Origin of the sequence: Streptococcus oralis subsp. dentisani (assembly GCF_007475365.1) — a bacterium.
GTDB lineage: Bacteria > Bacillota > Bacilli > Lactobacillales > Streptococcaceae > Streptococcus > Streptococcus mitis_AX.
Genome location: NZ_CP034442.1, coordinates 224,467 through 248,965 on the forward strand (window position 1 = coordinate 224,467; position 24,499 = coordinate 248,965).

Annotated in this window: 22 protein-coding genes; 21 read left to right on the top strand and 1 reads right to left on the bottom strand. The window is 42.2% G+C overall.

What is annotated here, in order from left to right; translation table 11 throughout:
* Positions 1–140: 140 nt before the first annotated feature.
* The 6 genes from EJF26_RS01225 (at position 141) to alaS (ending at position 7,305) form a co-directional block, all read left to right on the top strand.
* Positions 141–1,298: an ABC transporter ATP-binding protein gene (locus tag EJF26_RS01225; RefSeq protein ID WP_000742901.1), complete on the top strand. Its 1,158-nt coding sequence runs from the start codon at positions 141–143 to the stop codon at positions 1,296–1,298.
* Entirely contained in the window at positions 1,279–2,085 is an 807-nt protein-coding gene (locus EJF26_RS01230) for an ABC transporter permease (RefSeq protein WP_000754115.1), read from the top strand. Before EJF26_RS01225 ends, EJF26_RS01230 begins: the two co-directional genes overlap by 20 nt.
* A complete protein-coding gene (locus EJF26_RS01235; RefSeq protein WP_000712719.1) occupies positions 2,082–2,855 on the top strand; it encodes an ABC transporter permease in 774 nt (257 codons plus the stop codon). The genes EJF26_RS01230 and EJF26_RS01235 overlap by 4 nt, the downstream gene beginning before the upstream one ends.
* Positions 2,852–3,922, top strand: coding sequence for an ABC transporter substrate-binding protein (locus EJF26_RS01240; RefSeq protein ID WP_000737942.1), 1,071 nt, complete (start codon positions 2,852–2,854; stop codon positions 3,920–3,922). Before EJF26_RS01235 ends, EJF26_RS01240 begins: the two co-directional genes overlap by 4 nt.
* Positions 3,923–4,179: 257 nt before the next feature.
* A complete protein-coding gene (locus tag EJF26_RS01245; protein WP_000847085.1) occupies positions 4,180–4,665 on the top strand; it encodes an LURP-one-related/scramblase family protein in 486 nt (161 codons plus the stop codon).
* Between the two features lie 21 nt (positions 4,666–4,686).
* The gene (alaS, locus tag EJF26_RS01250) at positions 4,687–7,305 is read left to right on the top strand and encodes an alanine--tRNA ligase (protein WP_000811717.1); all 2,619 of its coding nucleotides are present in this window, start codon (positions 4,687–4,689) and stop codon (positions 7,303–7,305) included.
* An 81-nt stretch (positions 7,306–7,386) separates the two neighbouring features.
* On the opposite strand, the gene EJF26_RS01255 is transcribed toward alaS, so the two are convergent.
* Positions 7,387–8,841: an alpha-amylase gene (locus EJF26_RS01255; RefSeq protein ID WP_001181033.1), complete on the bottom strand. Its 1,455-nt coding sequence runs from the start codon at positions 8,839–8,841 to the stop codon at positions 7,387–7,389.
* A gap of 270 nt (positions 8,842–9,111) precedes the next feature.
* Between EJF26_RS01255 and EJF26_RS01260 the strand changes: the two genes are divergently transcribed.
* From EJF26_RS01260 to EJF26_RS01330, 15 genes are all read left to right on the top strand, one after another.
* Positions 9,112–10,275, top strand: coding sequence for a class I SAM-dependent rRNA methyltransferase (locus tag EJF26_RS01260; RefSeq protein ID WP_001079985.1), 1,164 nt, complete (start codon positions 9,112–9,114; stop codon positions 10,273–10,275).
* Positions 10,272–10,949, top strand: a complete 678-nt coding sequence (gene aroD, locus EJF26_RS01265) for a type I 3-dehydroquinate dehydratase (protein ID WP_000780375.1) — start codon at positions 10,272–10,274, stop codon at positions 10,947–10,949. The genes EJF26_RS01260 and aroD overlap by 4 nt, the downstream gene beginning before the upstream one ends.
* Complete coding sequence (locus tag EJF26_RS01270) at positions 10,939–11,793, top strand: shikimate dehydrogenase (RefSeq protein WP_001234826.1); 855 nt, start codon at positions 10,939–10,941, stop codon at positions 11,791–11,793. Before aroD ends, EJF26_RS01270 begins: the two co-directional genes overlap by 11 nt.
* A gap of 16 nt (positions 11,794–11,809) precedes the next feature.
* Positions 11,810–12,877 carry a 3-dehydroquinate synthase gene (gene aroB, locus EJF26_RS01275; RefSeq protein ID WP_000702143.1) on the top strand — a complete coding sequence of 356 codons (1,068 nt, stop codon included), beginning with the start codon at positions 11,810–11,812 and terminating at the stop codon, positions 12,875–12,877.
* Positions 12,878–12,886: 9 nt separating this feature from the next.
* Positions 12,887–14,053: a chorismate synthase gene (gene aroC / locus EJF26_RS01280; RefSeq protein ID WP_001269892.1), complete on the top strand. Its 1,167-nt coding sequence runs from the start codon at positions 12,887–12,889 to the stop codon at positions 14,051–14,053.
* Positions 14,054–14,062: 9 nt separating this feature from the next.
* Entirely contained in the window at positions 14,063–15,166 is a 1,104-nt protein-coding gene (locus tag EJF26_RS01285; RefSeq protein ID WP_001140493.1) for a prephenate dehydrogenase, read from the top strand.
* Between the two features lie 10 nt (positions 15,167–15,176).
* On the top strand, positions 15,177–15,515 hold the full coding sequence (locus EJF26_RS01290) for a YlbF/YmcA family competence regulator (RefSeq protein WP_000065997.1): 339 nt from the start codon (positions 15,177–15,179) through the stop codon (positions 15,513–15,515).
* A gap of 89 nt (positions 15,516–15,604) precedes the next feature.
* Entirely contained in the window at positions 15,605–16,888 is a 1,284-nt protein-coding gene (gene aroA, locus EJF26_RS01295; protein ID WP_000769899.1) for a 3-phosphoshikimate 1-carboxyvinyltransferase, read from the top strand.
* The gene (locus tag EJF26_RS01300) at positions 16,881–17,357 is read left to right on the top strand and encodes a shikimate kinase (protein WP_001151398.1); all 477 of its coding nucleotides are present in this window, start codon (positions 16,881–16,883) and stop codon (positions 17,355–17,357) included. The genes aroA and EJF26_RS01300 overlap by 8 nt, the downstream gene beginning before the upstream one ends.
* The gene (gene pheA / locus EJF26_RS01305) at positions 17,354–18,202 is read left to right on the top strand and encodes a prephenate dehydratase (RefSeq protein WP_000686440.1); all 849 of its coding nucleotides are present in this window, start codon (positions 17,354–17,356) and stop codon (positions 18,200–18,202) included. Before EJF26_RS01300 ends, pheA begins: the two co-directional genes overlap by 4 nt.
* Positions 18,199–19,479 (top strand): LCP family protein, encoded by a 1,281-nt coding sequence (locus EJF26_RS01310; RefSeq protein WP_000032490.1) that lies wholly within the window; start codon positions 18,199–18,201, stop codon positions 19,477–19,479. Before pheA ends, EJF26_RS01310 begins: the two co-directional genes overlap by 4 nt.
* A gap of 147 nt (positions 19,480–19,626) precedes the next feature.
* Complete coding sequence (locus EJF26_RS01315; RefSeq protein ID WP_001281446.1) at positions 19,627–20,463, top strand: LicD family protein; 837 nt, start codon at positions 19,627–19,629, stop codon at positions 20,461–20,463.
* Positions 20,460–21,428, top strand: a complete 969-nt coding sequence (locus EJF26_RS01320; RefSeq protein WP_000971791.1) for a glycosyltransferase family 2 protein — start codon at positions 20,460–20,462, stop codon at positions 21,426–21,428. Before EJF26_RS01315 ends, EJF26_RS01320 begins: the two co-directional genes overlap by 4 nt.
* 21 nt (positions 21,429–21,449) lie before the next feature.
* A complete protein-coding gene (locus EJF26_RS01325; protein WP_001011690.1) occupies positions 21,450–23,609 on the top strand; it encodes an O-antigen ligase family protein in 2,160 nt (719 codons plus the stop codon).
* Positions 23,610–23,666: 57 nt separating this feature from the next.
* The gene (locus tag EJF26_RS01330; protein ID WP_000004184.1) at positions 23,667–24,479 is read left to right on the top strand and encodes a LicD family protein; all 813 of its coding nucleotides are present in this window, start codon (positions 23,667–23,669) and stop codon (positions 24,477–24,479) included.
* The last annotated feature ends 20 nt before the right edge of the window (positions 24,480–24,499 follow it).

Below are 24,499 nucleotides of genomic sequence, written 5' to 3' on the forward strand. Positions count from 1 at the left end.
GCTGCTATGTCAATGGAAAGGGGGTGAAAGCCTATCGGTAGCGAAGATGTATGCAGGTGGTTTTACTCCCTGCAAGAGGTAGTAGCGGCCTGACAGAGCCCTGATCTGTTAATTTATGAAAAAGAAGGAATTTATGCCAATTGAAAAAACCAATTATTGAATTCAAAAACGTCTCTAAAGTTTTTGAAGACAGCAACACCAAGGTTCTCAAAGACATTAACTTTGAGTTGGAAGAAGGAAAGTTCTATACCCTACTAGGCGCATCAGGTTCGGGGAAATCAACCATTCTGAATATCATTGCAGGTTTACTGGATGCGACGACAGGGGATATTTTACTGGATGGGGTGCGGATCAATGATATCCCAACCAACAAGCGAGACGTTCATACCGTCTTTCAATCCTATGCCTTATTTCCACATATGAATGTGTTTGAAAATGTTGCCTTCCCGCTCCGCTTGCGTAAAATCGACAAGAAAGAAATCGAACAACGCGTAGCGGAAGTTCTCAAGATGGTTCAGTTGGAAGGGTATGAAAAACGTTCCATCCGTAAACTCTCTGGAGGACAACGTCAGCGTGTAGCCATTGCCCGTGCCATTATCAACCAACCTCGTGTGGTTTTGTTGGATGAGCCCTTGTCAGCGCTGGACTTGAAATTGCGAACAGACATGCAGTACGAACTGCGTGAATTGCAACAACGATTGGGGATTACCTTTGTCTTTGTCACTCACGATCAGGAAGAAGCTCTCGCCATGAGTGACTGGATTTTTGTTATGAACGATGGCGAGATTGTCCAGTCGGGAACGCCTGTGGATATCTACGATGAACCGATTAACCACTTTGTTGCCACCTTTATCGGCGAGTCCAACATCTTGCCAGGAACCATGATTGAGGACTACTTGGTCGAGTTCAATGGCAAACGCTTTGAAGCGGTTGATGGAGGGATGAAGCCAAATGAACCTGTTGAGGTTGTCATTCGTCCAGAGGACTTGCGCATTACCCTTCCTGAAGAAGGCAAGCTCCAAGTCAAGGTTGATACCCAGCTTTTCCGTGGAGTTCACTATGAGATCATCGCCTATGACGAACTCGGAAATGAATGGATGATTCACTCGACTCGTAAGGCCATTGTGGGTGAGGAAATTGGTCTGGACTTTGAACCAGAAGATATCCACATCATGCGTCTCAACGAAACCGAAGAAGAATTCGATGCTCGTATCGAGGAGTACGTAGAAATCGAAGAGCAAGAAGCAGGTCTGATTAACGCGATCGAGGAGGAAAGAGATGAAGAAAACAACCTCTAAACTCTTTGTAGTGCCCTACATGCTTTGGATTGCCCTCTTTGTTCTCGCACCCTTGGTCTTGATTTTTGGACAATCCTTTTTCAACATTGAAGGGCAGTTTAGTTTAGAAAATTATAAATCCTACTTTGCGTCACAAAACTTGACCTATCTCAAAATGAGCTTCAACTCTGTGCTTTATGCAGGAATTGTGACCTTGGTAACACTGCTCATCAGTTATCCGACAGCCCTCTTTTTGACCCGTCTTAAGCACCGTCAACTCTGGCTCATGCTGATTATCCTACCGACATGGATTAACCTGCTCCTTAAGGCCTATGCCTTTATCGGGATTTTTGGTCAAAATGGCTCTATTAACCAATTCTTGGAATTCATCGGAATCGGTTCGCAACAGTTGCTCTTTACGGATTTCTCCTTTATTTTTGTCGCAAGCTACATCGAGCTTCCATTTATGATTTTGCCAATCTTCAATGTCTTGGATGATATGGATAACAATCTTATCAATGCCAGCTATGATCTCGGTGCAACCAAGTGGGAAACCTTCCGCCATGTCATCTTCCCTCTATCTATGAATGGTGTGCGAAGTGGGGTTCAGTCTGTCTTTATCCCCAGCTTGAGCCTCTTCATGCTGACACGTTTGATTGGTGGAAATCGTGTCATCACCTTGGGGACAGCCATTGAGCAGAACTTCCTGACCAATGACAACTACGGTATGGGTTCAACCATCGGTGTGATTCTTATCCTGACCATGTTTCTCACCATGTGGGTGACCAAGGAAAGGAGAGAACGATGAAAAAATTTGCCAATCTCTACCTAGCCTTTGTTTTTATCATCCTATATTTGCCAATTTTTTACTTGATTGGCTATGCCTTTAATGCTGGTGATGATATGAACAGCTTTACTGGTTTTAGCTTGAGCCATTTTAAAACCATGTTTGGTGACGGTCGTCTCATGTTGATCCTCACCCAAACCTTCTTCTTGGCCTTTCTATCAGCCTTGATTGCGACAGTGATTGGAACTTTTGGAGCCATCTACATCTATCAGTCTCGTAAGAAATACCAAGAAGCCTTTCTATCACTTAATAATATCCTCATGGTTGCTCCTGATGTTATGATTGGTGCCAGCTTCTTGATTCTCTTTACACAGCTTAAGTTTTCACTTGGTTTTCTGACAGTTCTTTCCAGTCACGTGGCCTTCTCCATCCCAATTGTGGTCTTGATGGTCTTGCCTCGTCTCAAGGAAATGAACGGAGATATGATCCACGCGGCTTATGACCTTGGTGCCAGCCAGTTTCAGATGTTCAAGGAAATTATGTTGCCATATCTAACACCGTCTATCATCGCAGGTTATTTCATGGCCTTTACCTATTCGCTGGATGACTTTGCCGTGACCTTCTTTGTAACGGGAAATGGCTTTTCAACCCTGTCAGTCGAGATTTACTCTCGCGCTCGCAAGGGGATTTCGTTAGAGATCAATGCCCTGTCTGCACTCGTCTTTCTCTTTAGTATTATCCTAGTTGTAGGTTATTACTTTATCTCACGTGAGAAGGAGGAGCAAGCATGAAAAAACTCTATTCATTTTTAGCAGGAATTGCAGCCATTATCCTCGTTTTGTGGGGAATTTCTCATCATCTAGATAGTAAAATCAATAGCCGAGATAGTCAAAAACTGGTTATCTACAACTGGGGGGACTACATTGATCCCGAACTCTTGGAGAAATTCACAGAAGAAACAGGGATTCAAGTCCAGTACGAGACCTTTGACTCTAACGAAGCCATGTATACCAAGATCAAGCAGGGTGGGACAACCTACGATATTGCCATTCCGAGTGAGTACATGATCAACAAGATGAAGGACGAAGACCTTTTGGTTCCTCTTGATTATTCAAAAATTGAAGGAATCGAAAATATCGGACCAGAGTTCCTTAACCAGTCTTTTGATCCGGGCAATAAATTCTCCATTCCTTATTTCTGGGGTACCTTGGGAATTGTCTACAACGAAACCATGGTAGATGAGGCTCCTGAGCATTGGGATGATCTCTGGAAGCCAGAGTATAAGGATTCCATCATGCTCTTTGATGGAGCACGTGAGGTGCTGGGACTCGGACTTAACTCGCTCGGTTACAGCCTCAACTCAAAGGATCCACAGCAGTTGGAAGAGACAGTAGATAAGCTTTATAAGCTTACTCCAAATATCAAGGCTATTGTGGCGGACGAGATGAAGGGTTACATGATTCAGAACAATGCTGCTATCGGGGTGACCTTCTCTGGGGAAGCCAGCCAGATGTTGGAGAAAAATCCTAACCTCAAGTATGTCGTTCCGACTGAGGCCAGCAATCTCTGGTTTGATAACATGGTCATTCCAAAAACCGTGAAAAACCAAGATGCAGCTTATGCCTTTATCAATTTTATGTTGAAACCTGAAAATGCTCTGAAAAATGCAGAGTATGTGGGCTATGCAACACCAAATAACACAGCCAAGGAACTGCTTCCAGAGGAGACCAAGGAAGACAAGGCCTTCTATCCAGACGCTGATACCATGAAAAACCTGGAAGTTTATGAGAAGTTTGACCATAAATGGACAGGAAAATACAGCGACCTCTTCCTACAGTTTAAAATGTATCGGAAGTAGGAGTGATGGTTTATTATCGGTTTTTCCAGTTGACGCAAACTTAAAAAAACGATATAATAAGAAAGTTGAGAATTGATTTTCAGTCATCTTAGTCCAGAGAAATGGCGGTGCTGCGAGCCATCTAAGCTAGGAAGTCATGCTACTCAATCACACAATTGCATAAGAATAAGAGAATGACAAGTTCATTGAATGAAGGTGGTACCGCGGTTTTTCGCCCTTCGTGATGTGAGCTTGTCTTTTGATTTTTGGAGGTGTTTATGAAGACATTTCTCGTGAAACAAAAGTTTCGTCTTGGGGGCGAACGCTTCGATATCAAGGATGATAGAGGAGTAGTGAACTATCAGGTGGAGGGATCTTTCTTCCAAATTCCTAAGACCTTTACCATCTATGACGCCTATGGTGAGCAAGTCAGTGAGATTAGTAAAGAATTTTTCACCTTGCTTCCTCGCTTTACTATCCAGTTACGAAACGGTTCAAATTTCGTCATTCGTAAGAAGTTGACCTTCTGGCGTGATAAGTATGAGTTTGATAATCTGGGACTTCGTATCGAGGGCAATATCTGGGATTTGAATTTCAAATTGCTGGATGACCGAGATCAGCTTGTCGCCGAGATTCGGAAAGAGATTTTCCATTTAACATCAACTTACAACGTAACCGTCTACGAAGACTCTTATGCAGACCTAGTCATTTCCCTCTGTGTCGCAATTGACTATGTGGAAATGCTGGAAAGCCAATCAAATTAAACAAGTAAATAAGGAGATATTATGAAACAACTATCTAGTGCTCAAGTTCGCCAAATGTGGCTTGATTTCTGGGCAAGCAAAGGCCACTCTGTAGAACCATCAGTGAGTTTGGTTCCAGTAAACGATCCAACTCTTTTGTGGATCAACTCTGGGGTAGCAACCCTTAAGAAATATTTTGACGGAACCATCATTCCTGAAAATCCACGTATTACCAATGCGCAAAAAGCCATCCGTACCAACGATATTGAAAACGTAGGGAAGACTGCACGTCACCATACCATGTTTGAAATGTTGGGGAACTTCTCAATCGGGGATTATTTCCGTGATGAGGCTATCACTTGGGCTTACGAGCTTTTGACAAGCCCTGAATGGTTTGATTTCCCTGCTGAAAAACTCTACATGACCTACTATCCAGAAGATAAGGATTCTTACAACCGTTGGATTGAAGTAGGAGTAGACCCAAGTCACTTGATTCCAATCGAGGACAACTTCTGGGAAATCGGTGCGGGACCTTCTGGACCTGATACAGAGATTTTCTTTGACCGTGGAGAAGCTTTTGACCCAGAAAATATCGGTCTTCGCCTTCTTGCAGAAGATATCGAAAACGACCGTTACATCGAAATCTGGAACATCGTTTTGTCACAATTTAATGCAGACCCTGCTGTTCCTCGTAGCGAATACAAGGAATTGCCACACAAGAACATCGATACGGGTGCTGGTTTAGAGCGTTTGGTGGCAGTTATCCAAGGGGCTAAGACCAACTTTGAAACGGACCTCTTCATGCCGATTATCCGTGAAGTTGAGAAATTGTCAGGTAAGGTCTACGACCAAGATGGCGACAACATGAGCTTCAAGGTCATTGCTGACCATATCCGTTCTCTTTCATTTGCCATCGGTGATGGTGCCCTTCCAGGAAATGAAGGCCGTGGTTATGTCCTTCGTCGTCTCCTCCGTCGTGCTTCCATGCATGGTCAAAAATTGGGTATCAATGAGCCTTTCCTTTACAAACTCGTTCCAACTGTTGGAAAAATCATGGAAAGCTACTATCCAGAAGTGCTTGAAAAACGTGATTTTATCGAGAAAATCGTTAAGAGCGAGGAAGAGTCATTTGCTCGTACCCTTCACTCAGGTCAACACTTTGCTCAAAGCATCGTAGCAGACTTGAAAGAAAAAGGTCAAACGGTTATTGCTGGTCAAGATGTCTTCAAACTCTACGATACTTATGGATTTCCAGTGGAGTTGACAGAAGAAATCGCTGAAGAAGTGGGTATGACTATAGACCGTGAAGGTTTTGAAGCAGCCATGAAAGAACAGCAAGAACGTGCGCGTGCTTCAGCTGTCAAGGGTGGCTCAATGGGTATGCAAAATGAAACCCTTCAAAATATCACAGTGGAGAGTGTCTTTAACTATGAAGCATCACAATTGTCTTCTAAATTGGTAGCAATCGTAGCGGACAATGCAGAAGTAGAAGCTGTTTCTGAAGGAACTGCCTCTCTTATCTTTGCGGAAACGCCATTCTACGCTGAAATGGGTGGACAGGTAGCTGACCACGGACAAATCTTGGACGCTGCAGGAAACGTCGTGGCTACTGTGACAGATGTTCAAAAGGCACCAAACGGCCAAGCTCTTCATACTGTTGAAGTTCATGCTCCGCTTACTTTGAATGCAGAATATACTTTGGCAATTGATACTGACCGTCGTCTTCGTGTCATGAAAAACCACACGGCGACTCACTTGCTCCATGCAGCTCTTCACAATATCCTTGGAAGCCACGCAACTCAAGCAGGTTCACTTAATGAAGTCGAATTCCTCCGCTTTGACTTTACGCACTTCCAAGCTGTGACGGCAGAAGAACTTCGTGCCATTGAACAGCAAGTCAATGAGAAAATCTGGGAAGCGATCGCAGTGGAAACTGTTGAGACTGATATTGACACAGCCAAAGAAATGGGAGCTATGGCTCTCTTTGGTGAGAAATACGGCAAGGAAGTCCGCGTTGTAACCATCGGTGACTACTCTGTGGAACTTTGTGGTGGTACTCACGTTGGCAACACTTCTGAAATTGGACTCTTCAAGATTGTTAAGGAAGAAGGGATTGGTTCAGGAACTCGCCGTATCTTGGCCGTGACTGGTAAGGAAGCCTTTGAAGCCTACCGTGAACAAGAAGATGCCCTTAAAGCTGTTGCAGCAACTCTTAAAGCACCTCAACTCAAGGAAGTACCTCACAAGGTTGAAGGACTCCAAGAGCAACTCCGTCAATTACAAAAAGAAAATGCAGAATTGAAGGAGAAAGCCGCAGCCGCAGCTGCAGGCGATGTCTTCAAGGACGTGAAGGAAGTTAACGGCCACCGTTACATTGCAAGCCAAGTTTCTGTATCTGATGCAGGTGCCCTCCGTACCTTTGCGGACAACTGGAAACAAAAAGACTACTCTGATGTCCTTGTTCTTGTCGCAGCTATTGGTGACAAGGTTAACATCCTTGTTGCAAGCAAGACCAAAGACATCCACGCTGGTAACTTGGTTAAAGAATTGGCTCCAATCGTCGATGGACGTGGTGGTGGAAAACCAGACATGGCCATGGCAGGAGGAAGCAACCAAGCGAAAATCCAAGAATTGTTGGATGCAGTAGCAGGTAAATTGTAAGAAAACATTTAGGATCTATCCACTTGGGTAGATCTTTTTGCATACACAAGAAGCCAAATCCGAGTGGACTTGGCTTAGTTTTTAGATAGGATTGACTGCCCAGACACTGACTGAACCTGCCGCTACTGGAAATTCCCCATAACCTTCAGTATTGATCGTAACTTGTCCTTGGTGATTTCCAAGGAGGTCAACAAAGGTTTGGTCAGCCCATTCTTGACCAACAAACATAGACTTGCTGCTTTCTTGGTCATTTGAAATCAAGACTGCGATTGGGGATTGATTTTCAGCGCCTGAACGAACCCATCCGATACAGTTGGCATCGTCAAAGTAGTCTGTTTGCTCTCCATAGGCCAAATCTTTTCGAATGGCTAGGAGACGGTCAAGAACTTCTCTGAAATCTTTTTGAGCATATTTCCCTGAAATGCCGTAATAGTCTCCATAAAACACACATGGAAGGCCTTGCTCACGAAGAAGAATGAGCGCATAGGCTGCTGGTTTAAACCATTCTTCGACAGTTGATTCGAGTGCTTGTCCTCTTTGAGTATCATGGTTATCGACAAAGGTTACAGCCTTGTCAGGTTTGAGTTCAACCAGGCTATCTATGAAAATGCCACGAAGGTCATAGTTGGAACCTGCTCGGCTAGCATCAAAGAGATTTTGGTGAAGACGAACATCCACAAGGTCAAAGCGTTCTTCTGTTTTTTCAAGATAGTCTAAATTGGCTTCCTTGTCTGGATTCCAAAATTCCGCAAAAACATAGAAATCCTCACCGTATTTTTCCTTCATATCACGGATGAAATTGCACATAAAGAAGGAGTCAATGTGTTTAACGGCATCCAAGCGGAATCCTGCCACACCAGTCGTTTCCATGAACCAGTCAGCCCAGTCATAGATGTTTTGGATGACTTCAGGGTGCTTAAAGTCCAAGTCAGCGTACATGAGATAGTCGTAGTTGCCGTTTTCGTTATCAACCAATTCTTCGTTTGCCCAACCTTTATTGTCCCCTTGAATCAAGTAAATGCCAGACTTACGGCGCTTAGCATCGTAATCCGTGCCTGTAAAGTGGTACCAGTGCCATTCAAAGTCATTATAGGTTTTCTGACGTCCATCAAAAGTGAAGTGGGTCCATCCGTTGATAGTAAAGGGTTCGCTTAGTTGAACTGTACGGTCATCAGGGTCTACTTCGATAACTTGAAAGGCTTCTAATCTATCTGCTGCAGCCTTGTGATTGAGCACCACATCAGCCATAGGTTGGATTCCATGCTCCTTGAGAGTCTGAATCGTTTGAAGATAGTCTTCTTTAAACCCATACTTGGTGCGGACAGTCCCTTTTTGGTGAAATTCACCTAGGTCAAAAAGATCGTAAACACCATAGCCTACATCTTTTTCGTTGGTTGCCTTGAAGGCAGGTGGCATCCAGACATGGCTGATACCAAGGTTTGCTAGATGTTCTGCGTCATCTGCCAATCGTGTCCAGTGTTGTCCGTCGTGGGGCAGATACCACTCAAAGTATTGCATAAGTGTCTGATTTTGCATTGTTTTTCCTCTTACTTATCAATGATGTGTTATATTCTACCATAAAGTCCAGAACTACGCAAACGTTTGCGCAAGATTCTATACTCATTTCTATAAATGTCTATTTTAGAGATTGCTCCCCCTCTCTCTATTGCTGGGAAAAGGGTTCTTAGGACAAAGAATAATATGATTAAACTTTTTTAACAAAACTGACACTTAGTAAACTAAAGTAAAAGTGGACAAGCGGTTTCTTTTTTGAGAATTGTCACAAAATTTGCTATAATAGTAGCTATGAATAGAATTAGGGTCAGCAGACGTGTTGAAAAAAAGCTAGCTAAGGGTCTAGTTCTTTTGGAAGCAAGCGATTTAACAGATATTGATCTGACGGATCAGGAAGTAGAAGTTCTTACTCAAGAAGGGAAGTTTTTAGGGAGTGCCTATCTTTCTCAGCAGAACAAGGGCATTGGCTGGTTCATCAGCAAGGAAAAGGTTGGTTTCAACCAAACCTTCTTTGAAGCTCTGTTTCGTAAGGCTAAGGAAGCTAGAAATTCTTATTATCAGGATGACTTGACAACTGCCTTTCGTCTCTTTAATCAAGAGGGGGATGGTTTTGGTGGTCTGACTATTGATCTTTACGGAGATTATGTGGTTTTTTCTTGGTACAACTTTTATGTTTATCAGATTCGTAAGTTGATTATAAAGGCTTTCAAGGAAGTCTTTCCTGAAGTTTTGGGAGCCTATGAAAAGATTCGTTTTAAAGGTCTAGATTACGAGTCTGCTCATGTTTATGGTGAGAAAGCGCCAGACTACTTTACTGTTCTTGAGAATGGCGTACTCTATCAGGTCTTTATGAATGATGGTTTGATGACAGGTATTTTCCTAGATCAGCACGAGGTTCGTGGGAGTTTGGTAGATGGTTTAGCCCTGGGTAAATCCTTGCTCAATATGTTTTCCTATACAGCTGCCTTTTCAGTTGCTGCAGCTATGGGAGGCGCGAGTGAGACGACTTCTGTCGACTTGGCAAAACGGTCGAGAGAGCTGTCAGAAGCTCATTTTCAGGCAAATGGACTTAGCACAGACAACCATCGTTTTATCGTTATGGACGTTTTTGAGTATTTCAAGTATGCCAAGCGAAAAGGCTTGACTTACGATGTGATTGTCCTGGATCCGCCTAGCTTTGCTCGCAATAAAAAACAAACTTTTTCTGTAGCTAAGGACTATCACAAGCTGATTTCCCAAAGTCTAGAGATTTTAAATCCGGGAGGCATTATCATTGCCAGTACCAATGCTGCCAATGTTTCCCGTCAGAAATTTACAGAACAAATTGATAAAGGTTTTGCAGGAAGAAGGTATCAAGTCTTAAACAAATACGGACTTCCAGCAGACTTTGCCTATAATAAAAAAGATGAAAGCAGTAATTACCTTAAGGTGATTAGCATGAAGGTAACTAAATGAAATTAGTCGTTTCAGTAATGCCAAGAAGTTTAGAAGAAGCGCAAGAACTAGATGCCACTAGGTATGAAGATGCCGATATCATTGAGTGGCGTGCGGACTTTCTTGCAAAGGACGCTATTTTACAGGTAGCACCTGCTATCTTTGAAAAATTTGCAGGACGCGAACTGGTCTTTACCCTTCGGACTCGCGCTGAGGGAGGAGAAATTGAACTTTCCTCAGAAGAGTATGTTCAAATCATCAAGGAAGTGACCCAACTCTACCAACCAGACTATGTGGATTTTGAGTATTTCAGCCACAAGGATGTTTTTGAGGAGATGTTGGATTTTCCAAATCTGGTCTTGAGTTATCACAATTTCCAAGAAACACCTGAAAACATGATGGAAATCTTGTCTGAATTGACCAGCTTGACTCCAAAAGTAGTGAAGGTATCGGTAATGGCAAATACAGCTCAGGATGTTTTGGATCTGATGAACTATACGCGAGGTTTCAAGACACTCAATCCTGAGCAAGAGTACGTGACTATTTCCATGGGGAAAATTGGCAAGGTTTCTCGTATCACTTCAGATGTAACAGGTTCCAGCTGGTCTTTTGCTAGTATGGATGCAGTCAGTGCGCCGGGTCAGATTTCCCTATCAAGTATGAAAAAAATCAGGGAGATTTTGGATGAGGCTTGATGGCTATACACGTATGGCAGCTGTTGTTGCAAATCCCATCAAACACTCTATTTCACCCTTCATCCATAATAAGGCCTTTGAGGCGACAGCTGCCAATGGTGTCTATGTAGCTTGGGAGATTGAAGCGGGTGATCTGGCAGAAACAATCGCCAATATTCGCCGTTATCAGATGTTTGGCATCAACCTGTCCATGCCTTACAAGGAGCAAGTGATTCCTTATCTGGATGAGTTGAGTGATGAGGCTCGTTTGATTGGGGCGGTCAACACAGTTGTTAATCAAGACGGAACGTTAATTGGATATAATACAGATGGCAAGGGATTTTTTAAGAGCTTGCCTTCTTTTGCAATCTCGGATAAGAAAATGACCATTCTGGGAGCAGGTGGTGCGGCTAAGTCCATTTTGGCTCAGGCTATTTTGGATGGCGCCAGTCAGATTTCAGTCTTTGTTCGTTCAGTTTCCATGGAAAAAACAAGACCTTATCTGGACAAGTTACAGAAGCAAACAGGCTTTAAAGTGGACTTGTATGCTTTAGAAGATGTTTCTAAACTGCAAGCAAGGATTGCCGAGTCGGACTTATTAGTCAATGCTACTAGTGTTGGGATGGATGGCCAGTCGTTCCCAGTTCCAGAAAGCATCAATTTACCAGAGAATCTCTTGGTTGCAGATATCATTTACCAACCCTTTGAGACGCCATTTTTGAAATGGGCTAGAAGTCAGGGCAATCCAGCTGTCAATGGTCTGGGAATGTTGCTCTATCAGGCTGCTGAAGCTTTTCAACTGTGGACAGGTAAAGAAATGCCGACAGATCAGATTTGGCAGTCCTTAACAGAAAAATACCAATAAAAAAGGAGACCCTACTATGAAAATCAGAATCGATATTCCGCATCATCCTTATGATATTCAGATTGAAAAAGGTTGTCTGGCCCAGGCTGGTCAATGGTTGCGAGAACTTTGGCAACCACAAAAAGTAGTCATTGTGACAGATAACCATGTAGCTTCTCTCTATGCAGAGAAGGTCAAGCTCAGCCTAGAAGATGCTGGTTTTCAGGTAGCCGTTTTTGATTTCTTAGAAGGCGAAGAAAGAAAGAATTTAACAACTGTTCAGAAAGTCTATGAATTCCTAGTCAAGCAAGGACTGACTCGTAGCGATGGGATTGTGGCTCTTGGCGGTGGTGTTGTTGGGGACCTGGCTGGTTTCGTAGCCTCTACCTATATGCGGGGCATTCACTTTGTTCAGATACCGACCAGTCTGACAGCTCAGGTTGATTCTTCTATCGGTGGTAAGACAGGCGTTAACACTCCATTTGCTAAGAATATGGTGGGGACTTTTGCCCAACCAGATGGGGTTCTGATTGACCCGCTTGTCCTTGAAACACTCGGAAAAAGAGAGTTGATTGAAGGGATGGGTGAGGTTATCAAGTACGGCTTGATTGAGGATCCAAAACTGTGGGCTCTCTTGACGGAGCTAGATGGTTCTGTAGAGAGCATTCTGGAACATGCAGAGACTTTGATTGAACATTCTTGTCAAGTTAAGCGCAAGATGGTGGTTGAGGATGAGTTGGACAATGGTGTTCGCCTTTACCTAAATTTTGGGCACACTATTGGTCATGCTATCGAAGCGACTGCCGGTTATGGCAAGGTTATGCATGGTGAGGCTGTGGCCATGGGAATGGTGCAGATTTCCAAGGTTGCTGAGAAAAAAGGCCTTATGCCAGAAGGAATGACCCAATCTATCAAAGATATGTGCCAGAAGTTTGGTTTGCCTGTTGAGTACGAAAACTGGGATGTAGACAACCTTTATCAAGCTCTTACTCATGACAAGAAGGCGCGTGGGAATACCTTGAAATTGGTCTTGGTACCAGAGCTTGGTTCAGCGACCATTCACCCAGTTTCTCTGGAAGAGATGAAAGACTACTTGGTAAAATAAGGAGAACGTATGAGATATTTAACTGCAGGAGAATCACACGGCCCCCGTTTGACGGCTATTATTGAAGGAATTCCAGCGGGCCTTCCTTTAACAGTAGAGGACATCAATGAGGATCTGAAACGCCGTCAGGGTGGCTACGGTCGCGGTGGTCGTATGAAGATTGAGAGTGATCAGGTTGTCTTTACATCGGGTGTTCGTCACGGGAAGACGACAGGGGCTCCCATTACCATGGATGTTATCAATAAGGACCACCAGAAATGGCTGGACATCATGTCTGCTGAGGACATTGAAGACCGTCTTAAAAGCAAGCGAAAAATCACCCATCCACGTCCAGGTCATGCCGATTTGGTTGGGGGAATCAAGTACCGTTTTGATGACTTGCGAAATTCTTTGGAGCGTTCATCAGCTCGTGAAACAACTATGCGGGTGGCAGTCGGGGCAGTAGCTAAACGTCTCTTAGCTGAGCTGGATATAGAGATTGCCAACCATGTCGTGGTCTTTGGTGGCAAGGAAATCGATGTACCTGAAAATCTGACAGTTGCGGAGATTAAGGAACGAGCTGCCCAGTCTGAAGTTTCTATTGTCAACCAAGACCGTGAACAAGAAATCAAGGACTATATTGACCAAATCAAACGTGACGGCGATACCATCGGTGGGGTTGTCGAAACGGTCGTTGGAGGTGTTCCAGTCGGCCTCGGTTCCTATGTTCAATGGGACAGAAAATTGGATGCGCGATTGGCCCAAGCAGTTGTCTCTATCAATGCCTTTAAAGGGGTGGAATTTGGTCTCGGCTTTGAAGCTGGTTACCGCAAAGGCAGCCAAGTCATGGACGAAATTCTCTGGTCTAAAGAAGAGGGCTATACTCGCCGCACCAATAATCTGGGTGGTTTCGAAGGTGGTATGACCAATGGGCAACCCATTGTTGTTCGTGGCGTCATGAAACCTATTCCAACTCTTTATAAACCACTTATGAGTGTGGATATCGAAACCCATGAACCTTACAAGGCAACCGTGGAGAGAAGTGATCCGACCGCTCTTCCAGCAGCAGGTGTGGTCATGGAAGCCGTTGTAGCAACGGTTCTAGCACAAGAAATCCTTGAAAAATTCTCATCAGATAATCTTGAGGAATTAAAAGAAGCGGTAGCTAAACACCGAGACTATACAAAGAACTATTAAGGAGTCCTTATGGCAAAAACAATCTATATCGCAGGTCTCGGTTTGATTGGTGCTTCGATGGCACTCGGTATCAAGCGCGATCATCCTGATTATGAAATTTTAGGTTATAATCGCAGTCAGGCTTCGAGAGATATTGCCTTGAAAAAAGGCATGATAGACCGTGCGACGGATGATTTTGCCAGTTTCGCTCCCCTAGCAGATGTCATCATCCTGACCTTGCCAATCAAACAGACCATTGCTTTTATTAAGGAGCTGGCAGATTTAGATTTGAAAGAAGGCGTCATTATCTCGGATGCCGGTTCGACCAAGTCAGACATTGTGGATGCGGCGGAGCAGTATTTGGCTGGCAAGATGGTTCGCTTTGTCGGGGCTCATCCTATGGCTGGTAGCCACAAAACAGGGGCTGCCTCTGCGGATGTTAATCTTTTTGAAAATGCCTACTATATCTTTACGCCATCGAGTTTGACTAGTCCAGATACGCTTGAGGAAATGAAGGACCTACTGTCTGGTCTTCATGCTCGCTTTATCGAGATTGATGCCAAGGAGCACGATCGGGTGACTTCACAGATTAGCCATTTTCCCCATATCTTGGCATCGGGTCTCATGGAGCAAACAGCAGTCTATGCAAGAGAACATGAGATGACAAGGCGCTTTGCGGCGGGTGGTTTTCGAGATATGACCCGGATTGCAGAGAGTGAACCAGGTATGTGGACTTCCATTCTCTTGTCCAATCGCGAGGCCATCATAGAGCGGATTGAGGATTTCAAGGAACGCTTAGATGGGATTGGTCAGGCTATTAGCAAGGGGGAAGAAGAGCAGATTTGGAACTTTTTCAACCAAGCGCGTGAGCAACGTCAGGCCATGGAAATTCATAAACGTGGTGGTGTGGATAGTTCTTATGACCTCTATGTCGATGTTCCCGATGAAGAAGATGTTATCTTGCAAATTTTGGAATTGCTAAGAGGAACTTCTTTGGTTAATATCCACATCAACGAAGAAAACCGTGAGGATGTTCACGGGATTCTACAAATTTCATTTAAAAATGCTCAAGATTTAGAACGAGCTGAGCGCTTAATTACAGAAAATACGGACTACACAGTCGTCATCAAATAAGGAGAAAATCATGTCAAATATTTACGATACTGCAAATGAACTTAGTCGCGGTTTACGCGAATTACCAGAATACAAGGCGGTTAAGGCGGCAAAAGATGCCATCCAAGCAGATGAACAAGCTAGCAAGATTTTTGCAGACTACCTTGCCTTCCAGCAAGAAATCCAAGTCATGGCGCAAACTGGACAAATGCCAGATGCCTCTTTCCAAGAAAAGATGCAGTCCTTCAGCAAGCAGATCCAAGAGAACACTCTTTTGTCAGATTTCTTTGCCAAACAGCAACAATTATCGATTTACCTTTCGGACATTGAAAAAATTGTCTTTGAACCTGTTTCAGAATTGTTGAAATAGTATTTTATCTGTATAAAAGCCAGAAATTTCAGGAATTTCTGGCTTTTTTGTGATAAAATAAGAAAAGTATTGCAAGTATGAGGTCAACTATGAAACTAAAAACAAACATTCGCCACTTACATGGCAGTATCCGGGTACCAGGTGACAAGTCTATCAGCCACCGTTCGATTATTTTTGGAAGTTTGGCTGAGGGCGAGACTAAGGTTTATGATATTCTGCGTGGAGAGGATGTGCTCTCAACCATGCAGGTTTTTCGTGACCTTGGTGTTAAAATTGAGGACAAAGATGGGGTTATTACCATTCAAGGTGTTGGAATGGATGGCTTAAAAGCGCCACAAAACGCCTTGGATATGGGGAATTCTGGCACCTCGATTCGCCTGATCTCAGGTGTCCTTGCTGGTGCAGACTTCGAAGTAGAGATGTTTGGAGATGATAGTCTTTCTAAACGTCCTATGGATCGTGTGACGATTCCTCTGAAAAAAATGGGCGTTAGCATTTCGGGGCAAACTGAGCGAGACCTGCCTCCTCTTCGCCTCAAAGGGACGAAAAATTTAAGACCGATTCACTATGAGTTGCCAATCGCCTCTGCTCAGGTCAAGTCCGCCTTGATGTTTGCAGCCTTGCAGGCTCAGGGGGAGTCAGTTATTATTGAAAAAGAGTGTACTCGTAACCATACAGAAGACATGTTGCAGCAATTTGGTGGCCATTTAAGTGTGAATGGTAAAAGGATCACTGTTTCAGGATCTCAAAAACTGACCGGACAAAAGGTAGTCGTTCCAGGAGATATTTCCAGTGCAGCCTTTTGGTTGGTCGCAGGTTTGATTGTTCCAAACTCTCGTGTGGTGCTGCAGAATGTGGGCATCAATGAAACGCGTACTGGTATTATTGATGTCATTCGTGCCATGGGTGGAAAACTAGAAATAACTGAAATCGACCCAGTCGCAAAATCTGCAACCCTAACTGTCGAGTCTTCTGACTTAAAAGGAACGGAGATTGGTGGAGCCTTGATTCCCCGATTGATTGATGAATTGCCGATTATTGCCCTTCTAGCGACCCAAGCGCAAGGTGTAACGGTCATTAAGGATGCTGAAGAACTTAAGGTTAAGGAAACCGACCGCATTCAGGTGGTGGCAGATGCTTTAAATAGTATGGGGGCGGATATCACTCCTACAGCAGACGGGATGATTATCAAAGGGAAATCAAACCTTCATGGCGCTAGAGTCAATACTTTTGGTGACCATCGTATCGGAATGATGACAGCCATCGCAGCCCTCTTGGTTGCAGATGGAGAAGTGGAACTTGACCGTGCTGAAGCCATCAATACCAGCTATCCTAGCTTCTTTGATGATTTGGAGAGCTTGATTCATGGCTAAGGTATTACTCGGATTTATGGGGGCAGGCAAGTCAACAATCGCTAGACGTTTGGATCCAGACTACCTAGATATGGATGCCTTAATCGAGGAACGTTTGGGAATGTCCATTGCGGATTTTTTCGCTGAAAATGGAGAAGAAGCCTTTCGTCAGGTGGAGTCAGAAGTTCTAGCTGATTTACTAAAAACGGACCGAGTTGTGTCAACTGGCGGAGGAGTTGTTATTTCTCAGCGAAATCGTGACTTGCTCAAGACCAATCCTGATAACATCTACCTAAAAGCAGATTTTGAAACTCTCTACCAACGTATCGTAGCTGATAAGGACAATCAGCGCCCGCTATTTCTTAACAAAAGCAAGAAAGAATTAGCCAGTATTTTCCAAGAAAGACAGACTTGGTATGAGGAAGTGGCTAGTCGGGTTCTGGATGTGACCAAGCTAAGCCCAGAGGAAATTATAGAGGAACTGAGATGAAAATTGCCTATCTAGGTCCTAAGGGATCTTTTTCGCATCACGTTGTGCAGACTGCTTTTCCTAATGAGGAATTACAAGCCTTTGCCAACATCACAGATGTTATCAAGGCCTATGAACAGGGCGTGGTGGACTATTCAGTGGTACCAGTTGAAAACTCCATTGAGGGAAGTGTACATGAAAGCTTGGATTACCTTTTTCATCAGGCTCGCATCCAAGCAGTTGCAGAAATCGTTCAGCCCATTCATCAGCAGTTGATGGCAGTTCCAGGTCAGTCAAAAATTGAGAAGATTTTTTCTCATCCTCAGGCTCTGGCTCAGGGAAAGAAATTCATAGAGGAGCATTATCCAGAAGCCCAGCTTGAAGTGACGGCAAGTACAGCTTATGCAGCTCGCTTTATTGCTGAACATCCAGACCAACCTTTTGCAGCTATTGCCCCTAGAAACTCAGCTAGTGAGTATGGACTGGAGCTAATTGCCGAGAATATTCAAGAGATGGAAGCTAATTTTACTCGTTTTTGGGTTTTGGGTGTAGATTTACCATTCATTCCTTTGAATGCCTATTCAGAAAAAATGAGTTTGGCCTTAACCTTACCGGACAATCTTCCCGGTGCTCTTTACAAGGCACTTTCGACCTTTGCTTGGAGAGGGATTGACTTAACAAAGATTGAAAGTCGCCCTTTGAAAACAGCCTTGGGAGAATATTTTTTCATTATTGATGTGGATTATAGTGCGAAAGAGCTGGTTCATTTTGCCAGACAAGAACTAGAAGCAATTGGAATCCAGTACAAGATACTGGGAACCTACCCTATTTTCACCATAAGGGACCTAGGAAAGGAGAGCCTATGAGCAAAGAAAGCCCTTTAAGTCATCATGAGCAGTTACGCTATGACTACCTTTTTAAGAATATTCATTACCTAAATGACAGAGAAAAGAGAGAATTTGACTATTTAAAAAGAAAAATGGACGGTGGATTTCCCTCTAATGAAGTTGAAAGGGAAAAAAATCTAGGGAAGGACATTGGGATTCCACAGTATTCCAATCAAAGTCGCTCGAATAGACATCAGAAATTTTCCTCTCTTCCAAAAGTGAAAAAGAAGAAACCAAGAAGATTTTTTAAACGAGTTCTAATTTGGCTTTTACTGTTGGTAACTTGTATGGCTGCGGGCATGATTATTATGTTCCTTCGAGGTTTCCAGTCGGCAACTACTAGCAATAAGCCAGCTGATGCAAAAGCGGCACAAGTACAGGTGTTTAATGGTCAAGATACTAAAGACGGGGTGAATATCCTAATCATGGGGACAGATGGTCGGATTGGTCAAAATAGTGCAGAAACTCGCACAGACACGATTATGGTGTTGAATGTTAGTGGTTCGGATAAGAAAATCAAGCTAGTCAGCTTCATGCGTGACAACCTAGTCTATATTGATGGCTACAGTCAGATTGTGAATGGCAAGAAACAAACGGATAATAAACTCAACGTGGCCTATGAACTTGGGGAGCAGGAGGGGCAAAAAGGAGCAGAAATGGTTCGCAAGGTTCTAAAAGACAACTTTGATTTGGACATTAAGTACTATGCTCTAGTGGATTTTCAGGCCTTCGCAACTGCTATTGATACACTATTTCCTGATGGAGTGACTATAGACGCTAAGTTTTCAACGTTAAATGGCCAGCCTCTAACAGAAGCTACAGTTGGAGATGACCTACATGCAACAGAAACGGAATCACCAACTCAAACTATTAAAGTTGGGAAACAGCAGATGAATGGCTCGACCTTGCTCAATTACGCTCGCTTCCGTGATGATGATGAAGGAGACTATGGTCGTACCAAACGCCAGCAGCAAGTCATGTCAGCTGTTCTTGAGCAAATCAAAGATCCAACCAAACTCTTTACAGGATCAGAAGCACTTGGAAAGGTCTTTGGAATGACCTCAACCAATCTACCTTATACCTTCCTGCTGACCAATGGTTTGTCAGTTATCGAAGGTGCACAGAATGGTATTGAAAGATTGACAGTGCCAGAACTTGGCGATTGGGTAGATGCTTATGATGTCTACGGAGGACAAGGTCTACTTGTCGACCAAAACAAATATCGGACTAAACTCGCCCAAATGGGAATGAGATAAGAGGTAGATAAATGAAAATCAAAGCTTCATTCACTGGTGAAAAGAGTGGATTGAGCTTTGATTTTTTACGGTATCTGATGGATTTTTAAGGCTTTTTTATGGTATAATAAAACGATATAACTCGTTATTGGACAGAAGAGGAGAGACATGAGTGATTTGAAAGCGATTCAGGCTCGTAGTCTGGAAATGGCTGAATATTTTGTCGCATTTTGTAAAGAACATGATTTGTTGTGCTATCTCTGTGGAGGGGGTGCAATTGGCGCCCTTCGTAATAAGGGTTTCATTCCTTGGGATGATGACTTAGACTTTTTCATGCCACGAAAGGACTATGAAAAATTAGCAGAACTGTGGCCACGTTATGCAGATGAGCGTTATTTCTTGTCAAAGAGTAACAAAGATTTTGTAGACCGTAACCTTTTTATTACTATTCGTGATAAAGAAACAACTTGTATCAAGCCTTATCAGCAGGATTTGGATTTGCCACATGGTTTAGCCTTGGATGTTTTACCTTTGGACTATTATCCTAAAAATCCAGCTGAGCGTAAGAAACAGGTTCGCTGGGCCTTGATTTATTCCCTTTTTTGCGCCCAAACTATCCCAGAAAAGCATGGTGCAGTCATGAAATGGGGAAGTCGTATCTTACTCGGTTTGACTCCCAAATCTCTACGCTATCGCATTTGGAAAAAAGCTGAGAAAGAAATGACCAAGTACAATCTAGCTGAGAGCGATGGAATCACGGAATTATGCTCAGGTCCTGGCTATATGCGAAACAAGTACCCAATCGCATCCTTTGAAGATAATCTCTTCTTGCCATTTGAAGGAACAGAGATGCCCATTCCAGTCGGTTATGATGCCTATCTCAGAACTGCTTTTGGGGACTATATGACACCACCACCAGCAGACAAGCAAGTACCGCATCATGATGCCATTATAGCAGACATGAACAAGAGCTACACAGAGTACAAGGGAGAATACGGAGCATGATGGGAGAAAAAATTAGCGTCATTGTTCCAGTCTATAATGTAGAAGCCTATCTGGAGCGATGTGTGGAGTCAATTCTTCATCAAACTTATACCAATTTTGAACTAATTCTGATCAATGATGGCTCAACTGATTCCAGCGGACAGATCTGTGATCACTTAGCCTCTCAGCATGAGAATATCAAGATCTATCATCTTGAAAATGCTGGAGTTTCAAATGCGAGAAATACGGGAATCAAGCTGGCGACTGGTGCTTGGATCACCTTTATTGATAGCGATGATTTCGTTACCCAGGATTACCTAGCTACTTTAGCAAGTGCAGTTGAAGGGGTGAATGTAGGCTTTGTTATTGCTCCTCTGCACCATATTAAAAACGGCATTTTGACAGACTTACCTCCTCATTCTGGAAAAAAAGAAATCTGGTCAACAGAAGAAACCATGAAAGAATTATTGATGACCACTAGAACGTCATTTTTTCCAGTTGCTAAACTGTTTAAGAGAGACCTGCTTGCGGATGAAAAGTTTAATACAAATTATCATCTAGCTGAAGATGCCTTATTTCTAACTGAATTGCTACTAAAGACAAGATGTAGTTGTGTGTTTATTGACAAACCAATTTATTATTATGATCATCGTGAGGGAAGTGCGACAACATCTGTTAATCAGCATGTATTTGACACAATAGAAGTTTATAAGCAAATAATCGCTCAAGTTTCACAAGCCTTTCCTAATTTAAAATACGAATTAAAAAATAGAGAATGTTGGTCGTACATCACAGTTTACGATAAAATTATCTTTACTTCATCTGAACAGTATCAAAAGGAGAAAGCTGAGTTGAGGACTTGGATTGTTCAGCATCGACGCGAAATATGGAAGGATGCTTATTTCACTACTTTTCGCAAGGTAGCGATCCTTTCACTTGTCATTTCTCCATGGCTATATAAGAAAGTTGTTGGATTAAAAAACTAATATCATGAGAAGGAGTTGAAAATGAATTTTTCAAAAATGGATGAATACTTTGAAAAATCAAAATTATGGATTGCATATCTGTTTGTTTTTATTTCGATTTTAAGTATGAGTTCACTAGTTTATAAGGTAGCAAATCCAATCTATAAGGGATTGTCAGCGATTGTTGTACTTTATATTTGCTACACATTGTTGTTTAAGTGGAAACAGATTACAGTAGATCGTAAATTTCTATCCTTATTTGGACTCCTATCTGGAAGCCATCTACTGTCGGCAGTATTCAATCGCTCTGGACATTTGATTGGAAATGTGATTGAAATCCTTTTCATGGTAACCTATGTTTTATTATTTGCCATGTTACAATCGGGTCAGCTTAAAAGATTATTTGACTGGATTGCCTATACGGTTCAAATTGTATCTTTTTCTTCAGCAATTTTTGCGTTTGGTTTATTGGTAAGTAGAGTCCTTATCCTATTTAAGATTGGCGAACAATCTTATTACTATGGTGTCATGAATGGACGTCTGTGGGGGATTGTTAATCCTAATGCTAGTGCGATATTTTCATACATTAGCATTATTTTGGCTATATATTTGATCCATAAAGGAAGTAAATATTCTGTTTATCTAAAACTGAACAATGTGATTCAGTTAGTTTACTTCGCTACGATGCAAAGTCGAGGAGCCTTACTTTCTTTACTTCTCATGATTGGACTCTATAGTTTCTTTGCTACTAGAGGAAGTATCGTTAAACGATTCCTCACTTTTATAGTTGCTGGTTTGCTTATTACTGCAACCAACATTGGATTAAGCTATGCAACCTCAATCTATATCGCATCTGAAACTGCGACTGTTTTTGACTTAAACAAAGGACAATCCTACGCTGAGACAGATTCGTCTATCACTAAGAAGAACGGTGAACTCCATCTAATTGAAACAACACCAAGTGGTAGAACCTATATCTGGAAAAATGCCATCAAGATGGGAAGTGCCAAACCAATTTTTGGTTATGGTGTACGGAATGTTCCAGATTACTATACAGAATATTTCAGTAAATTTGAGATTCAAAACTCCCTTATTGGTGGGAATTTCCATAATATTTTTGTAACCATATTTGTCAGTTCGGGAGTTCTAGGCTTGGTATCCTTCCTTCTTATATTGGGTTATGTCATCAAGCGCTTTTTAACGTATTTGATTGTTTCCAAGAAAAATACTGATAAATTGATTATGATCCTTTTCTTTGGTATCTTGTTTGGTCAATTATTTGAGAGTCAGATTATGTATTCAACCAACTTTATCAATATCATCTTTTGGTTGGCAATCGGTTATGGACTAGTGGTTTGCAAACGGGATGAAGGAGTTCGGTATCAAGAAGTAACAGATGTCAGTGAAATTCAACAGATGGAACTTGGAATCATGGGGTACATTCATGAAGTTTGTCAGAAAATTGGTGCCAAGTATTTCTTAGCATATGGAAGTCTGATTGGTGCGGTTCGCCATAAAGGTTTTATCCCTTGGGACGATGATATGGATATTTGCATGCTAAGAGAAGACTATGAGAAACTACAAGATTACCTCATCGCTCATCCTGATGAACGTTATGAAGTCATGTCTTATAAAAATAATCTCAACTATGTCTATCCTTTTATGAAAGTGCAGGATAACCATACCTACTTGCTCGAAGAAGATGTACGAATTGATTCAAATATGGGAATCTATGTGGATATTTTCCCTGTAGATGGTTATGAAGATGATGCGGACTTTAAAAACAAGATGACGAAACTCATAAAGAAACGTCAATTGAGTTGTTACACTTTTAAAGGAATTACAAATACAAAAAGTCTACTGAATTCTTTGATTCGTTATATTTCTGTTGTCATTTTCTATTTCACAAATACGAATAAGTATGTTGAGCAAATTGATGAGCTTGCTAAATCTAGAGCAGTTGCTGACTACGAGCAAGTTGATTATTTAATTTACAAGGATATGAATAAGCCAGTTTGGAAACGTGAGTGGTTAGAACAAGTGATTGTGGGAACATTTGAAGGTAAGGAATTTATGATTCCAAAACACTACCATGAAATTTTGACCTCTGACTACGGAGATTACATGCAATTGCCCCCTCTTGAACAAAGAGTATCTCACCATGATTTTAAACTGTGGAAAATCACTAAAAGTTCTAAGTAAGCAAATCGCAGTTAAAAATTGTTTAAAAAATTAGTCAAAATTAGGAGAATAGAAAGTATGTCTGAGAGAGTTTTAAGTCTTGAAGAAATAAAACAAGTGGAGTTGGATATTTTAAAGTATCTACATGAACTATGTGAACAGCATCAGATTAAATATTTTATTGATTTTGGAACCTTACTAGGAGCTGTCCGCCATAAAGGATTTATCCCTTGGGATGATGATACGGATATTTCCTTAGCGCGAGATGAATTTGAAAAGCTTTATAAGGTTTTAAAAAATGAGAATCATCCCTACTACAAATTGATTTCATTTAGAGAAACAAAAGGCTATCCGTACAGTTATATGCGTGTCCATGATATTAGAACACGTAGAGATGCCAATCTTCTGGACCCGACAGTCGTATTGGGAACTTGCGTTGACATTTTTCCATACGATGGTGTCGTGACGGAGGAAAGTGATTGTAAGAAAATGAAGCTCTATAAACATTTTGTCCGCCTTTCTTCTTTGAATTTCAAAGGAATTAAATCAGAAAATGGGGGGATAAAAAATCTGCCTCGTTATATTGGATCAGCTATTTTTCGCCTAAGTTCTCCACAAACTTGGAATCAAAAATTAGAGAATCTTGCTTTGAAATATAGTGTAAATCAAGCTACAGATCTTACCTGTACGATATTTGATCCAAGTTGTCCAGAGGGAATCAAAAAAGAATGGCTCTATGATCTGATTGATATGCCATACGAAAATATCGTAGTGAAGGCTCCGAGAAAATACCATGAAATTCTTGCCTACGAATTTGGAGCAGACTATATGACTCCACCACCTGTTGAACAGCAGGTTCCAGGAACTGATAAGAATTATTGGATTGATTAGTAAGAGATTGTTTTCATCGA